Source organism: Acinetobacter sp. TYF_19 (assembly GCF_043105125.1).
Taxonomy (GTDB): Bacteria; Pseudomonadota; Gammaproteobacteria; order Pseudomonadales; family Moraxellaceae; genus Acinetobacter; species Acinetobacter johnsonii.
On the sequence record NZ_JBICLH010000078.1, the window covers coordinates 1 to 15,486 of the forward strand.

Annotated in this window: 11 protein-coding genes, 1 tRNA gene, 1 pseudogene and 1 other annotated feature; of the genes and pseudogenes, 9 read left to right on the forward strand and 4 right to left on the reverse strand. The window is 41.2% G+C overall.

The window, feature by feature from the left end; genetic code table 11:
* The first annotated feature begins 30 nt into the window (after positions 1 to 30).
* Positions 31 to 321, forward strand: a complete 291-nt coding sequence (locus ACF8FD_RS11215) for a DUF4062 domain-containing protein (protein WP_234303799.1) — start codon at positions 31 to 33, stop codon at positions 319 to 321.
* Between the two features lie 36 nt (positions 322 to 357).
* On the opposite strand, the pseudogene ACF8FD_RS11220 reads toward ACF8FD_RS11215, so the two are convergent.
* Positions 358 to 1,591, reverse strand: a pseudogene (locus ACF8FD_RS11220) (IS3 family transposase).
* Positions 1,200 to 1,316, reverse strand: a sequence feature (AL1L pseudoknot). It overlaps the preceding pseudogene by 117 nt.
* Positions 1,592 to 1,611: 20 nt before the next feature.
* Here ACF8FD_RS11220 and ACF8FD_RS11225 point away from each other — a divergent pair.
* From ACF8FD_RS11225 to ACF8FD_RS11255, 7 genes are all read left to right on the forward strand, one after another.
* Positions 1,612 to 2,205 (forward strand): DUF4062 domain-containing protein, encoded by a 594-nt coding sequence (locus tag ACF8FD_RS11225; RefSeq protein ID WP_234303800.1) that lies wholly within the window; start codon positions 1,612 to 1,614, stop codon positions 2,203 to 2,205.
* 194 nt (positions 2,206 to 2,399) lie between these two features.
* Positions 2,400 to 3,782 (forward strand): adenosylhomocysteinase, encoded by a 1,383-nt coding sequence (ahcY, locus tag ACF8FD_RS11230; protein WP_234303801.1) that lies wholly within the window; start codon positions 2,400 to 2,402, stop codon positions 3,780 to 3,782.
* A gap of 185 nt (positions 3,783 to 3,967) precedes the next feature.
* Positions 3,968 to 4,804, forward strand: coding sequence for a methylenetetrahydrofolate reductase [NAD(P)H] (gene metF / locus ACF8FD_RS11235; protein WP_087010755.1), 837 nt, complete (start codon positions 3,968 to 3,970; stop codon positions 4,802 to 4,804).
* A gap of 40 nt (positions 4,805 to 4,844) precedes the next feature.
* Positions 4,845 to 5,561: a 16S rRNA (uracil(1498)-N(3))-methyltransferase gene (locus ACF8FD_RS11240; RefSeq protein ID WP_279678763.1), complete on the forward strand. Its 717-nt coding sequence runs from the start codon at positions 4,845 to 4,847 to the stop codon at positions 5,559 to 5,561.
* Positions 5,562 to 5,742: 181 nt separating this feature from the next.
* A complete protein-coding gene (locus ACF8FD_RS11245) occupies positions 5,743 to 8,619 on the forward strand; it encodes an EAL domain-containing protein (protein ID WP_279678764.1) in 2,877 nt (958 codons plus the stop codon).
* A 139-nt stretch (positions 8,620 to 8,758) separates the two neighbouring features.
* Positions 8,759 to 11,038 carry an NADP-dependent malic enzyme gene (locus ACF8FD_RS11250; protein ID WP_234303804.1) on the forward strand — a complete coding sequence of 760 codons (2,280 nt, stop codon included), beginning with the start codon at positions 8,759 to 8,761 and terminating at the stop codon, positions 11,036 to 11,038.
* A gap of 83 nt (positions 11,039 to 11,121) precedes the next feature.
* Positions 11,122 to 12,345, forward strand: coding sequence for a multifunctional CCA addition/repair protein (locus ACF8FD_RS11255; protein ID WP_205666866.1), 1,224 nt, complete (start codon positions 11,122 to 11,124; stop codon positions 12,343 to 12,345).
* A gap of 52 nt (positions 12,346 to 12,397) precedes the next feature.
* On the opposite strand, the gene epmA is transcribed toward ACF8FD_RS11255, so the two are convergent.
* The gene (gene epmA, locus ACF8FD_RS11260; RefSeq protein ID WP_125273040.1) at positions 12,398 to 13,381 is read right to left on the reverse strand and encodes an EF-P lysine aminoacylase EpmA; all 984 of its coding nucleotides are present in this window, start codon (positions 13,379 to 13,381) and stop codon (positions 12,398 to 12,400) included.
* On the reverse strand, positions 13,378 to 14,445 hold the full coding sequence (locus ACF8FD_RS11265) for a 4-phosphoerythronate dehydrogenase (RefSeq protein ID WP_234303805.1): 1,068 nt from the start codon (positions 14,443 to 14,445) through the stop codon (positions 13,378 to 13,380). Before ACF8FD_RS11265 ends, epmA begins: the two co-directional genes overlap by 4 nt.
* Positions 14,446 to 14,861: 416 nt before the next feature.
* On the opposite strand from ACF8FD_RS11265, the gene ACF8FD_RS11270 reads away from it, so the two are divergent.
* A complete protein-coding gene (locus ACF8FD_RS11270) occupies positions 14,862 to 15,284 on the forward strand; it encodes a hypothetical protein (protein WP_005242960.1) in 423 nt (140 codons plus the stop codon).
* A gap of 103 nt (positions 15,285 to 15,387) precedes the next feature.
* On the opposite strand, the gene ACF8FD_RS11275 is transcribed toward ACF8FD_RS11270, so the two are convergent.
* Positions 15,388 to 15,478, reverse strand: a tRNA-Ser gene (locus ACF8FD_RS11275).
* Positions 15,479 to 15,486: the final 8 nt, after the last annotated feature.

Genomic DNA, 15,486 nt, shown 5'->3' on the forward strand with positions numbered 1-15,486 from the left:
TGTAAATAATCAAATTTCAGAAAATTAGAAATGGCATATCAAGCTACAATTTTAAATGTAATGATCGCATCCCCAAATGATGTCTCAGAAGAAAGACAACTAGTACGTGATGCAATTTATGAGTGGAATGCGATTCACTCAAAACAATTTGGTGTAATGCTAAATCCTGTTGGCTGGGAAACACATGTCGCACCAGAAATGGGTGGTAGACCACAAGAAATTATCAATAAACGAATTTTAGAAGATTCAGATATTTTATTGGGAATATTTTGGACTCGCTTAGGCACTGAAACTGGCGAATATGTGAGTGGTACTGTCTGAACCGTACCGGGTTTGTCGGAGGCTTTTTTATTTAAGTTAGGCCACCTGACCTAACGGATTAATCTTATCATAGTACATTGCTTCAAACTCAAAAGGCGATACATAACCTAGTGCACTGTGTACACGCTTTTTATTGAACCAATCTACCCAGTTTAGTGTCGCAAGTTGTACATCTGCTAAACCTTGCCAATCTGCTTTTAAATATTCAATCACCTCTGTTTTGTATAAGCCATTCACCGTTTCAGCCAGAGCATTATCGTATGAATCACCAGTCGTACCGACTGATGCTCGTAAATTTGCAGCTTCTAAACGATTGGTATAGCGAATAGAAAGATATTGAACACCTCTATCTGAATGATGAATCACATTCTTAGGCATACCTCGATCGTGCAATGCTTGCTCCAATGCATCGAGCACCATATCTGTATTCATCCGTGTAGATACTTTCCATCCAACAATTGCTCGTGAGAACACATCAATAACAAATGCGGTATATACCCAGCCTGAATGAGTTTGAATATACGTAAAGTCACTGACCTGAGAAGCACTGCTTCGCAAGGGTCAGGATGATCAGCATTAAAATTACGTTTCACTAAATCATCTGCCCGTTTTTAGTCATCTCGGTTACGGGTGGTTTGTTTATTCTTACCACGCCAAACACCTTGTATACCTAGCTTTTGCATCAATCGAGCAACTGTACAACGTGCAATAACATAACCCTCACGTTTCAATTTTTGCCAAACTTTACGTACACCATATCGACCTGAACTTTCTTTCCAAATACGTTTGATTTGCTCTGCATGATGTAAATCATGCAGAGCACGTTTCGCTCGATGTTCTGGGTTATCAACGAGATCTAAAGCCCGATAATAGGTCGAAGCTGCAATCGGTAAAATTCTACAAATCGCTTCAACACCATATCGATCTTTATTGTTATGGATAAAATCCACCATTATTTGTGTGGGCGGTCGAGCTCCGCCTGGGCGAAAAAAGCAGCTGCTTTACGTAGAATTTCGTTAGCACGTTGCAGTTCTTTATTTTCACGTTCGAGTTGTTTAATACGTTCTTGATCTGAAAGCTGCTGTACTTTAACTGGATTTTGTTTATCCAGATATTTTTGATGCCAAACACGTAATGTTTCAGGAGTACAACCAATCTTGGGTGCAATTGCTGTGATTGCAGCCCAAGTAGAAGGATAATCTTTTTCAGATTCAATTAGTAATTGAACCGCTCTTTCTCTGATTTCGGGGGTATAGTTTGGTTTTTTCATCGGCATAGTCTCTCAGAATATTGACTCTCCGACAAACCCGGTACGGTTCAGTCGAAGAAATTTCAAGACATATCGCATCTCAGAAACTAACCTCTATTTATATTTGTGACAGACCAATACCACCAAGTAAAATTACTGATCAATATCAAAAACTACAAGTACAAATTCGGGAATGGATGCCGAATGGAGTATTAGAATTTTATAATGATCTATTAACTCTTAAACAAAAAATTAAAGATCATATAACACTACAATTACAAAATAACGAATATATTCACAATCTTTTAGATAACTCATCATTTGAAAACGAAGCACCATCCTCAAATAAACACTCCATTGAACCTAGTGATGAAATGGTTCAACTCATAATAAGTGCTGGAGAAACACAAAGTGAAATTCAATTTATTTCGGGTATTGATTGCACAAATTTATACGCGGGCGATTTAAAATTGAATTTGGATACACCTAGAAAAATTGCTACATGGAAAAGCACTCTACATGAACTTGTAACATTGGGACTCATTCAAGACGAATATGATGGAAAACTCTTTAACCTCACCAAACAAGGTTGGAAGGCATTTGATCAACTGAAAGAACAGATGCAGGAAAAGTAAATAATATTCACACTAACAACTTGGAACACTTTTAGAATCCAAGTACAATACTTCGCTAGTCGAGGGATGCTGCGACTTTTTCACAGGTACATAAATGTGAAATCGCTAGGCTCGACGATCCGGTTCAAATCCCTTTTGAATCAACAACGGCATCCGCGAACTGAATGATCAATTTTTTATATTAGGAGATCGTGATGAACGCGGTTACTGCTTCATTTACAGATTACAAAGTTGCTGATATTTCACTCGCTGACTACGGCCGTAAAGAAATCAAACTTGCTGAAGCAGAAATGCCAGCACTTATGGGCCTACGTAAGCGCTATGCTACTGCAAAACCACTTGCTGGCGCAAAAATCCTTGGTTGTATCCACATGACCATTCAAACTGCGGTTCTTATTGAAACCCTAGTTGAATTAGGCGCAGAAGTTCGTTGGACATCTTGTAACATCTTCTCTACTCAAGACCATGCTGCTGCGGCAATTGCGGCTTCTGGTGTTCCAGTATTTGCTTGGAAAGGTGAAACTGAAGAAGAGTACATGTGGTGTTTAGAACAACAAATCAATGTGAATGGCACGCCTTGGGATGCCAACATGATTTTGGATGATGGCGGTGACTTAACACTTCTTGTTCATGAAAAATATCCAGAAGTGATTGCAAAAATTCACGGTGTAACTGAAGAAACGACTACAGGTGTTCAACGTCTGTATGAAATGCTTCGTGACGGTACTTTGAAAGTTCCTGCAATCAACGTCAACGATTCAGTAACTAAGTCTAAAAATGACAACAAATATGGTTGCCGCCACTCACTGAATGATGCCATCAAACGCGGTACAGATATGCTTTTATCTGGTCGTCGTGCGCTTGTGATTGGTTATGGTGATGTAGGTAAAGGTTCTGCTCAATCACTTCGTCAAGAAGGCATGATTGTACGTGTAACTGAAGTTGACCCTATCTGTGCAATGCAAGCATGCATGGACGGTTACGAAGTTGTATCTCCATACAAAAATGGCGTACAGACTGGTAAAAAAGAAGACATCAATGTTGACCTTCTTGAAAACACTGACCTGATCGTAACGACAACAGGTAACTACCACGTATGTGACGCTGCAATGTTAGATTCATTAAAAGCAGGTGCAGTGGTGTGTAACATCGGTCACTTCGACACTGAAATCGACACAAACTACTTACGTGGTTACAAGTGGGTTGAAGTGAAACCTCAAGTTCACCAAGTTTATCGTTCAGAAGATGAAAACAACTACTTGATCCTTCTTTCTGAAGGTCGCTTAGTTAACCTAGGTAATGCAACAGGTCACCCATCACGTATTATGGATGGTTCATTTGCCAACCAAGTCTTGGGTCAAATGCACTTATTCGCTGAGAAATTTGCTGATCTTCCAGAAGATCAAAAACAAGCGGCGATTCGTGTAGAACTTCTTCCTAAGAAATTAGATGAAGAAGTTGCTGCGGCAATGGTTGCTGGTTTTGGTGGCGTCTTGACTCAATTGACTCAAGAACAAGCAGACTACTTAGGTGTTCAAGTTGAAGGCCCATTCAAGTCTGATGCTTATAAATACTAAGTTTTATATTTCCCCTCATCCTAGCCTTCTCCCAGTGGGAGAAGGGACTTTTCATTATTAATGCAATTTATAGTAAAAGTCCCCTCTCCTGTAAAGCGGGTTTTAAGCACTGCTTTAAAGCTACGCGCAAGTGAGGGGCTAGGAAGAGGTCTAAATAAAAAGCATTTATAAAAAAGGATTTGAACATGTCTAAACACATTCCTATTTCTTTTGAGTTTTTCCCAACCAAAACCGATGCTGGTGCAGAAAAACTTAAAGTCGTACACCAAGAACTTCAGTTATTAAACCCAGAGTTCTTCTCAATTACTTACGGTGCAGGTGGTTCAACCCGTGAACGTACCTTAGCAGCGATTGCAGAATTTAATGGTAAAGGCACACCTGTTGCCCCTCACCTGTCGTGTATTGGCGATGACAAAGCACGTATTGCAGAGTTACTCGACATTTATAAAGATCAAGGCATTGACCGTATTGTGGCGCTGCGTGGTGACTTACCTTCAGGTCAAGTTGGCCTAGGCGAATTACCTTATGCCACGGATTTGGTTCGTTTTATTCGTGAACATTCGGGCGATCATTTCAAAATTGAGGTTGCCGCTTATCCAGAAATGCACCCTCAAGCAGATAGTTTTGACCTAGACATTCAACGTTTTTGTGACAAAGCCAATGCAGGTGCGAATGCCGCACTGACTCAGTTCTTCTTTAATCCAGATGCCTACTTCTATTTTGTAGATCGCATTCAAAAAGAAGGCGTGAACATTCCTGTAGCACCAGGCATTATGCCAATTACCAATGCCAGCAACTTGATTCGCTTTGCAGATGGGACAGGCGCTGAGATTCCACGTTGGATTCGTAAGCAACTGGCAACCTATGGTGATGACACGGCCAGCATCAAAGCATTTGGTCATGAAGTAATTGTGAAACTTTGCGAACGCCTGATTGCAGGGGGCGCACCAAGTTTGCACTTCTACACCATGAACACGACTGACCCTACCCGTCAGCTTGTACTAGACCTTGGTTTAGCATAAGCATTTAAACTAGATTCACCCTATTTGAGAGTAAAACCGAATGCCTCGTTTTTTTATGGAAGCAGAACTCAATGTTGATCGCACTGTCGAACTGACTGAAACTGTGTTTCACCATTGGGTCAAAGTTTTGCGCGCTCAAGTCGGTGAAACGGCTACCTTGTTTAATGGACAAGGCGGCGAATATGAAGTGACCTTAAGTGACGTTGCTAAAAAGTCAGCATCAGTTCAGGTCACTGCTTTTAACCCAACCAATCGTACGCCTGCGTTTAAAACTTTACTCGGTCAAGTCATGAGTAAAGGTGATCGTATGGACTATGTCATTCAAAAGGCAGTTGAATTAGGCGTTTCCGAAATTCAACTATTAACTTCTGAACGTTGTGAAATGCGTTTGAAATATGACCGCGACCAAAAGAAGATTGATCATTGGCAAGGCATTGCTATCGCGGCATGCGAACAATGTGGCATGAACATTGTTCCCACTATCCATGCTCCAGTCAGCTTAGACAAATGGCTCGCATCTGAATTACCTGCGACGCGGCTTGTACTTGCCCCGAATAAAGAAAAATTCGACGTATTGGCAAATGCAACACCAAACATTGCTCTACTCATTGGGCCTGAAGGTGGTTTAAGTGAGGCTGAAATTACGACAGCCAATGACCACAGTTTTATCAGCTGGTGTATTGGTGAACGTGTATTACGTACAGAGACAGCGCCAGTCGTCGCTTTGTCGATCCTCAATTACAATTTAGTGATTTAAATCACATAAACAGCCGAGTCACCCTTTTGTTCTGTTAATATATTGATTATTATGTACAACAATATTACCCTTGACTTATATCAAAATATAAATTGATTGTGTTTTACACAATGTATTTAAATTTGAAAAAAGACACAACACAACGCCATTGGGTCATAAAAAAAATAAGGTTTCGCGATTCATGCCAGATATTTCTACAGAAAATCTTGATCGGCACTTGCAGACTGCGCAAATATCGCATTCCATTAGCCATCTTCGTTTCCTCATCAGTAGTTTACTGATTCTTAATTTTTATATTTTCTGTGCATATCACTATAATTTTTCTCAAGATTCTTTTTATTTTAACCTGTGGTTCTTTGTTTCTGAGTTTATTCTCAGCATTTTTTGGCTCGTGAACACCGTGTATTTCAACCCGAAAAATCACTCTGCTAAACATGCGCACCGCTGGATTCAAGGCATCTGTTTGAGTATTGGTCTTTTGGTTGCAGCAGGCGTCGTCAGTATCTACTACTACTTACCCAGCCTATCTGGCAATTTTAACTATACAAATGCCCTACTCTTATCTGCACTTTTAGTGATTGTCACACAGACCGTTTGCCTCACCTATTTAACGCAACGCATTAGTTATTTTTGTTTGGTTTTTATTCCGTCTATCACCCCTTATGTCCTCTCTCAATTTATCAACTTCGATGCCAATCACACTCTTTTTCACCTTGCTGTGAACTTTATTCTGATTGTGATTTTGCTCTGTGCCAATGCCACCAACCGTATTAATCAGCACTTATCCCGTCTCTCAATTAAAAATCGAGAGCTGAAAAAAGAAGCTGAAAAACAAGTCGCTTGGACCGATGATTTATGCAAACAGCTACAAAACGAAGTGAATAAATCCAAAGAAATTGAACAACAGTTACAACTGAATAATCAATTGCTTGAGCAAAAAGTACGTGAACGAACCTTTGACGTAAATCAAATCAATAAAGACTTAAAAAATAAGCAAGAAAACCTATCGCTTGCCCATGAAATTTCAGGTATTCGTCCTTGGGATTGGAATATTAAAGATCGGCTCATTTCCCTGACCAATCACAAACAAGAAAAAGTACTTAAAAATTCCACAGAGCATCAACTTCAGCTTCAGTACCTAATTCATCCAAATGATATTGCCCCGTTTAAATCTGCAATGAAAAGTCATTTACGGGGTCATTCAGACCGCTATGAAGCCACTTATCGTGTGCAACACAATAACGGGAAATGGTACTGGGTACATGACACGGGACGCGTCATTGCTCGCGATCCAATCAATCAAAAACCGTTACAAATGGTCGGTATTCGACGCGATATTCAACATGAAAAAAGCAACCAAGAACGCCTTCGACTAGCAGCGAGCGTCCTTGAACAAGCTGAACAAGGGATTTTCATCTTAGATGAAGACCTGCGTTATATCGACGTAAATCCGTTCTTTGAACGTCTGGCTGGCTTTGAAGCTGCACAAATTAATGGCAAACATCTGTTTGATATTGTTGCGAACTATAAGTCACATCAACGCAGCACACATAACCAAATCATTGGACAGCTCCTAAAAAAAGGCGAATACGACGGTGAACTTAATGAAAAGTTCCTATCAGGCAAAGAGCTGTGTATTTGGATGCATCTGAATACCATTACCGATGAGCAAGATCGTGTCACTCATTATATTGGTATCGTGTCCGATTTAACCGAGCGCAAACTGCAAGAACAGCGTCTTTCCTATTTAGAAAACTACGATACGCTAACCGATTTGCCCAACCGTTTTTACTATAACTATCAGCTTCATCAGTATTTGGTTTCTCAGCAAGACAGTATTAAGCAACTGGCGATTATTCGACTCAATATTGACCGTTTCCGCCCATTGAATGAATTCTTAAGCAATAATGGCGGAGATGAACTGCTGCGCCAAGTTGCCCAGCGCCTTCGTTTAACCAATGCTGAAGCTTTGATAGTGGCTCACTTAAATGGTGACGATTTTGCAATTGTATATGAGGTCTCTCATATTCGCCCCTCTGTTCAGGAACATATTGATCGCATTAACAAAGCCTTTAGCCTGCCTTTTGATATTTTTGGTCAAGAGCACATTATTACGCTTTCAATGGGGATTTCGCAGTACCCCGAACATGGTCGTCAACTGGACTACTTAAACAACTGTGCTGAACAAGCACTGAGTGAAGCAAAGCGCTTAGGTGGAAACGCCACAAAGTTCTACAGCCTGAGCAATACCGTTGCATTGGAAGAAGGGATCTATTTAGAGCGCGATTTAAGACTGGCGATACAAAACAATGAGTTAGTGGTTTATTACCAGCCCAAAATCAACTTTCACAATCAGAAAATTTATGGTTTTGAGGCACTAGTACGCTGGAATCATCCAACCAAGGGCATCGTACCGCCAGGTCTGTTTATTCCTATGGCAGAAAAAACCAGCTTGATTTCAGACATCGGTCGCATTGTGATTTTACAAACCGCGAAGCAAATCAAAGAATGGAATAAATTGGGTTTTGATAATATCTGTGTCTCGGTCAATGTGGTTGCCCAACAACTACAACGCGGACAGCTTTTAAAGGACCTAGATGAAGCCCTTGATCGATACAAAATTAGTGGCAGCAGCCTCGAATTAGAAATTACAGAATCCACTTTGGTTGAAAACTCGGAAACGGTAAAAAATCTCCTTGAAACCATCAAATCACGTGGCATTCATATTTCTTTAGATGATTTTGGCACAGGTTATTCATCGCTGTCTTATCTGACCGACTTTCCAATCGACACCTTAAAAATTGATCGAAGCTTCATTTCAAAAATTGGACACTGCAAACAAGAAGCTATTTTGAGCGCCATGATTGCCATGGGGAAAGCCATGGGTATGACCGTGGTGGCGGAAGGAATTGAGACCGAACAACAACTGAGTTACCTACAAAACTTAGAATGTGATATCGCGCAAGGTTATTTATTTTCCAAACCTCTTCCGCAGCTCGATGCTACCCAATATTTAAGAGATCATCTCGACACACCCTCGTATACATACTTAATATAAATCAGACTGTTTTAGCTCTAAGTTTGCGTTAAAAAGCACCAGCTATCACTGGGATATGCCAGCAACTAATGGTATATTCGGTCTTGTCTACTAAAAACTACCAGCTCCGCTGGCTAACCCACGCTACAAAGAGATTCAGATGGACGATCAATCATTAAAACAGCAAGCTTTGTATTATCACGAATTCCCAACCCCAGGGAAAATCAGCGTTACACCTAGCAAGCAGCTGGTCAACCAACACGATTTAGCCTTGGCGTATTCACCTGGTGTCGCAGCACCATGTCTTGAAATTGAAAAAGATCCTTCAAAAGCAGCGCTTTATACTGCACGTGGAAACCTTGTTGCCGTAATCACAAATGGTACTGCCGTTTTGGGTCTAGGTAATATTGGTCCACTGGCTTCTAAACCTGTCATGGAAGGTAAAGGCGTTTTATTTAAAAAATTCGCAGGTGTTGATGTATTCGACATCGAAATTGCAGAAAATGATCCTGACAAAATTGTCGATATTGTTGCTGCATTAGAACCAACTTTTGGTGGTATCAACCTTGAAGACATCAAGGCGCCAGAATGCTTCTATATTGAACAAAAACTTCGTGAACGTATGAATATCCCTGTGTTCCACGATGATCAGCATGGTACATCCATTATCGTTGGATCTGCTTTACTGAATGCTTTGCAATTAAATGGCAAAAAAATTGACGAAATTAAAATCGTCGCTTCAGGCGCAGGTGCTGCAGCTCTGTCTTGCCTAGATTTACTTTGTGCCATTGGTGCAAAAAAAGAAAATATTATTGTTGCAGACTCACGAGGTCTACTTACAACAAAACGTGAAGGTCTAGACGACTCTAAAAAACGTTATGTACAAGATGTTGAAGGCACTCAACTGGCTGACGTGATTGCAGGCGCAGACATGTTCCTCGGCTTATCTGCTGCGGGTATCTTAACCAAAGAAATGGTTAAAGTAATGGCGAAAGATCCGATTATCTTCGCACTTGCCAACCCAGATCCTGAAATTCTGCCTGAACATGCACACGAAGTTCGTGATGACGTGATCATGGCGACAGGTCGTTCAGACTATCCAAACCAAGTGAACAACGCACTTTGCTTCCCTTACATTTTCCGTGGTGCTCTTGATGTAGGTGCAACAACGATCAATGAAGAGATGAAAATCGCATGTGTCTATGCAATTGCGCGTATGGCACACATTGAAGCAGATGCGGCATCTTATGGTGAAAAATCTGCATCCTTTGGTCGTGATTACTTAATTCCACGCCCACTTGATCAGCGTCTGATTTTAGAAATTGCACCTGCTGTTGCACAAGCGGCCATGGATTCAGGTGTTGCAAGTCGTCCAATTCAAGACTTCTCTGCATACCGTCAACGTCTTTCTGAGTTTGTTTATAACTCAGCACTGATGATGAAACCTATTTTTGCTCAAGCAAAATCTGATCCGAAACGTATCGCTTATGCTGAAGGTGAAGACCTACGTGTACTTCGTGCAGTACAAATTGCGGTCGATGAAGATCTTGCAAAACCAATTTTAGTCGGTCGTACTGCGGTTATTGAAGCGAACATTAAAAAATTAGGCTTACGTCTTGAACATGGTGTGAACATCACGATTGTGGATCAAGAAAAAAATCCTGACTACGAATTGTTTGCAGATGACTACTACACGCTTATGCAGCGTAAAGGTGTAACACCTGAATATGCACAACGTGAAGCACGTCGTCGTTCAACCTTGATCGCATCGATGTTAGTGAAACATGGTAAAGCAGACGGTATGCTATGTGGTACGTATTCAAGCTACGACATTCACTTAGACTTCGTTAAAAACATCATTGGTAAAAAAGAAGGTCACAACTCTTTCTTTACATTGAATGCTTTAATGCTTGAAGACCGTAACCTGTTCATTGCTGACACTTATGTCAACACTAACCCAACAGCTGAACAGTTGGCTGAAATGACAATTTTAGCCGCTGAAGAAGTACGTCGTTTTGGTATGACACCACGTGTTGCTCTACTTTCTCACTCAAGCTTCGGTTCAGATCAAACGGACCCAAGCGCGCAAAAAATGCGTAAAGTGTTTGAAATTTTGACGCAAATCGCGCCAGAACTTGAAGTTGAAGGTGAAATGCATGCGGACGCGGCATTGGATGAAAACATCCGTAACTTTGCATACTCAAACTCGCGCTTCAAAGGTTCTGCGAATCTATTGATCATGCCAAACTTGGATGCAGCCAACATTTCATTTAACCTGTTGAAATCAACTTCAGGTAATAATGTCACCATTGGCCCTATCCTACTTGGCGCAGCGAAACCAGTTCATATTCTTACACCGACAGCAACAACACGTCGTTTAGTGAATATGACTGCGCTGACTGTAGCGGAAATTCAAGAAGCGGAGAAAAACGGCGACTAATTGTTTGTCGTTATACACGTATCTTGTGACTTGAGAAAACCTCTATTCTGTAGCATGATGGCTGCAAGAATAGAGGTTTTTTCATGCAAGTTTATTTAGTAGGCGGTGCGGTCCGAGATCAGCTTCTGGGTCACCCCTATCACGAAAAAGATTATGTAGTTGTCGGTGCAACGCCTGAACAACTGCTTACCCAAGGTTTCCAACCTGTAGGTAAAGATTTTCCTGTTTTTTTACATCCTGAAACCAAAGATGAATATGCACTTGCCCGCACCGAACGTAAGTCGGGACAGGGTTATCATGGCTTTGAGTTTTATACCGACAGTACCGTTACCTTAGAACAAGATTTAATTCGACGCGACCTTACCATCAATGCCATCGCCATGGATGATGAAGGCACACTGTATGACCCCTATGGTGGCCAGCGCGACTTAGAGCTGCGTGTTTTAAGGCATGTTTCTGATGCTTTTGTAGAAGACCCACTACGCGTCCTCCGTGTTGCACGATTTGCTGCACGTTATAAAACCCTAGGATTTACGGTAGCCGAAGAAACGTTGGCACTGATGCAGCAACTCGCAGACTCGGGTGAACTGGAGGCACTAACTCCTGAACGCATTTGGAAAGAAACCTCTCGTGCTCTGATGGAAGATCATGCCGATGAATACTTTGAAGTGCTACGTCGCTGTGGTGCTTTAAAAGTACTTTTTCCAGAAATCGCGGCACTTTACGGTATTCCACAGCGCCCTGAGTATCACCCTGAAATTGACTGCGGTATTCATACCATGATGTCACTACAGCAAGCATGTCGTGCCAACTACGCACTGGATGTTCGTTTTGCTGTTTTAGTGCATGACTTAGGCAAAGCTTTGACACCTGTGGACGAGCTACCGCGTCATATCATGCATGAAGAACGTGGGGTCAAACCTGTGACAGAAGTGTGTGAGCGTCTAAAAGTTCCAACGCAGATGAAACAGCTCGCAATTACGGTCTGTAAAGAACATTTGAAATGTCATCAAGCTCTAACCTTAAAACCAGGCACTTTATGGCGCTTACTGCAACGCTTAGATGTACTACGTCGTCCAGAACGGGTTGAAGCCTTTGTGCAGGCCTGTGAATGCGACTCACGTGGTCGTTTAGGGCTTGAAGATCGTGAATACCCACAGTCTTCATATATTTTAAAGGTGATGGATGTGGTGCGAAATATCAAAGCACAAGACCTGCCTGCGGATATCAAAGGCCCTGATATTGGTGAAATGCTGATTGAACGTCGAATACATGCGATTGGAGAGCTAAAGGCTCAATACAGTTAAAACTTGATCGACTCAAATAAAGCGCCACAATCGGCGCTTTATTTAATTTCACTTAAGAAATGGATGCGGGAAAAGTAATGACTTTTTCCAACTGCATCTGTTCTGTTGCAATCATTAACAAACGATCCACACCTAATGCAATACCTGCACATGCCGTCATTTGAGGCAAAGCAGCCAATAAAAACTCATCAATTGGCATCACATGTAAGCCTAATTTTTCACGTTCAGCATTATCGGCTTCAAAACGCGAACGCAATACCTCTGCGTCGATCAACTCATCATAAGCATTGGCGAGTTCCAAACCCTCAATATACAGCTCAAAACGTGCTGCAACCCATTCACCGTCTTCATCCGTTTTAGTTTTGGCAAGCGAGGCCAACTCTGGCGGAAAATCGGTCAGAAATACAGGCGTATCAAAACCTAGACTTGGCTCTACAAAATGTGAAAAGAGCAAATCGATATAGCCCAGTCGGTCATCGCCCAAGTCCAAATTTAAACCCACGCGGTTACAGCAGTTTTTTAACTCTTTCAAACTGGCTTGCAGTGGGTTCAAATCCAAGCGATCCATAAACGCATGCTTATAGCTCAAAATGGTAGGGCGGACTTCACCAAAACGCTGCTTTAATGTGACATTCAATAAATCTGTCACTTCAAACATCAAATCCTTCAAACTGAAATTCGGTCTATACCATTCCAACATGGTAAATTCACTATTGTGTTTACGACCATGTTCATCATCACGGAAAACTTTACAGATTTGATAAATTGGCCCACTACCGCTGGCCAATAAGCGCTTCATGGCAAACTCAGGTGAGGTCTGCAAATAATGCGTTTGTTGCTTGCCTTGTAGATGGCGCTGTGCTTGAACCGAAGCCAAATGCACATCGGTCACACCAGCTTGAGATAAAATCGGGGTTTCAACCTCAAGCACTTCACGTTCAGCAAAAAACTGACGAATTTGGCTGTACATTTGCGCACGCGCTCGCATGGCTTTTAAGTCACAGGTTGGCTGATAATGGATCACGTCCTGAGTCATACCTTCGGCCCTCCATGTGCAGTCCATTCACGGCGTAATGGATAGGTCTTTCTTAAATGATCAAAAGCTTTTTGATCGATCATTCCCTCTTTTAAGCAAGCACGTAAGGCTTGGTCATCCCGTGCAATCGGGTAGATTTCACTTAAATGCTGTTGAAGTGCAGATTTAAAATCTTGCCCTTCAAAATATTGAGCACACACAGCCAACTGTAACTCGAAGCTTTTATGGGCTTCAAATTGGAAAGTTTTACAGAAAGCCTCATAGATCATTTGTGTACCACGAGCTTTACCTTCTAAGCTATAACCTGCGATATGTGGTGTCACCAGACTCACAGCATTCAACACTTGTTCAGAAATCACAGGCTCATGCTCAAAGACATCTAGTACCACTTTACGCTGTGTTTTTTCGATGTCGGCCAATAAAGCTTGCTCTTCAATCACAGGCCCACGCGCAGAATTAATCAATATTGCTTTCGCTTTCATCGTAGCCAAAGCTTCGGCATTGAACAAATGGTAGGTTGGATGTGGTCCTGTTTGGGTTAAAGGCACATGCAATGAAATCGCATCGGCAGTACTTAATAAGGTATTAAAATCGACCTGCTGAATCGCATCTTGCTGTACAAAAGGATCATGACCGATCACATTCCAGCCCAATAATTGGGCCATATAAGCTAAGCGAGAACCGACATTTCCTAGGCCAATAATGCCCAAAGTAAAACTTTCTTCAGCGTTCAGCAATGCTGGATTCAAATGAAGTAAAGCTGTAATCACATATTCAGCCACCGCCTGCGCATTACAACCTGCGGCATTCGCCCATTGAATATTCTGCTTTTCAATAGCGTTAATATCTAAATGATCTGTACCAATGGTGGCACTACCCACATATTGAAGTGTGGTGTTATTGATTAATGCTGGATTGACTTGAGTTACGGAACGCACCAACAGTGCTTTGGCATCTACAACATCGGCATGCGTTAAAGTACGCCCTGCTTTGTGCTCAATTTCACCAAATTCGGCAAAAAAATAATCGGTAAATGCGAGATTTTCATCTGCCACGATTTTCATAATGTCTTCCAACGCTTTGTTGACTCTATGATAACCGTTGCACAAGCGCAACACTATGTTGCTCTGCAATACATCTGAATAAACAGTCACGATGTTTCATCTTCATGGTAAAAAACCGAATCCTTGAAAGGCTGGTTTAATATAGATTGGCTTTGTTGCATAAATATTTTGCAAGATATTGGTTTTTAATGAATTTGCGAAAATTTCAATAAAAAATAAATATAATAAAACCATAATTTAGGTATTTATGAAACAAAGTTCACTGCCACTGACAATGTAATTTTTTTCAACTGGCTCAGTTCCAACATGTACACCCATGTGTACACCCCAAACAGTCGGAGTATCAGACATTTATTAACCTTAAATACTTGTAATTTATGCCGATCAGCATATCTTAAACAAGGGTAAATTTGAATATGAGTATTATTGTGGGTATCGTTTCTGAGTTTAAAAAATTTGATGCTGATCTAAAAAATCCAAACTGGTCAGTATCCTCAATTAGCTCTAATAATGAACTAATTGTTAGTTTATGGGGTCATAAACCTTTAATGTCCAAACATCCAACTGAAAGAAAACAAGTTTATCGTGACCGTATTGATAGATGGTCTGGTAATGGACGTAATGAATTTAAGAAAAACCTTGATCTTGCATTAGAAGAAAAATTAAAAATTAGACCAATTATAGCTATGCTCGATAAAAGCTCGGATTTTCAGAATATTTTAGATGGTAAAGATGGCAGTCAATACCCCAAAAGATTTAATGCAAAAACCGATTGGATCGGTGAATTAACTATTTGGGACGGTATCCAATTTGAGATTGTATTTAGTCTTGAACAATAATTTAAACTCAAACCAAGTTTTTATTATGCTTACTACAGGCTTACGTTGCATAAGCCTAGAAACAACAAAGCCCTGAGGATGTCAGGGCTAAGTCGTTGATATTTGGCGGAAGCGGTGAGATTCGAACTCACGGAGGGGTATAAGCCCTCGTCGGTTTTCAAGACCGGTGCATTAAACCGCTCTGCCACGCTTCCATGTGCGC

What these genes read in the sequence shown, in the direction of transcription:
- ACF8FD_RS11215 (WP_234303799.1), top strand. Translation starts at nt 31, where the DNA reads ATGGCATATCAAGCTACAATTTTAAATGTAATGATCGCATCCCCAAAT.
- ahcY (WP_234303801.1), top strand. Translation starts at nt 2,400, where the DNA reads ATGAACGCGGTTACTGCTTCATTTACAGATTACAAAGTTGCTGATATT.
- metF (WP_087010755.1), top strand. Translation starts at nt 3,968, where the DNA reads ATGTCTAAACACATTCCTATTTCTTTTGAGTTTTTCCCAACCAAAACC.
- ACF8FD_RS11240 (WP_279678763.1), top strand. Translation starts at nt 4,845, where the DNA reads ATGCCTCGTTTTTTTATGGAAGCAGAACTCAATGTTGATCGCACTGTC.
- ACF8FD_RS11245 (WP_279678764.1), top strand. Translation starts at nt 5,743, where the DNA reads ATGCCAGATATTTCTACAGAAAATCTTGATCGGCACTTGCAGACTGCG.
- ACF8FD_RS11250 (WP_234303804.1), top strand. Translation starts at nt 8,759, where the DNA reads ATGGACGATCAATCATTAAAACAGCAAGCTTTGTATTATCACGAATTC.
- ACF8FD_RS11255 (WP_205666866.1), top strand. Translation starts at nt 11,122, where the DNA reads ATGCAAGTTTATTTAGTAGGCGGTGCGGTCCGAGATCAGCTTCTGGGT.
- epmA (WP_125273040.1), bottom strand. Translation starts at nt 13,381, where the DNA reads ATGACTCAGGACGTGATCCATTATCAGCCAACCTGTGACTTAAAAGCC.
- ACF8FD_RS11265 (WP_234303805.1), bottom strand. Translation starts at nt 14,445, where the DNA reads ATGAAAATCGTGGCAGATGAAAATCTCGCATTTACCGATTATTTTTTT.
- ACF8FD_RS11270 (WP_005242960.1), top strand. Translation starts at nt 14,862, where the DNA reads ATGAGTATTATTGTGGGTATCGTTTCTGAGTTTAAAAAATTTGATGCT.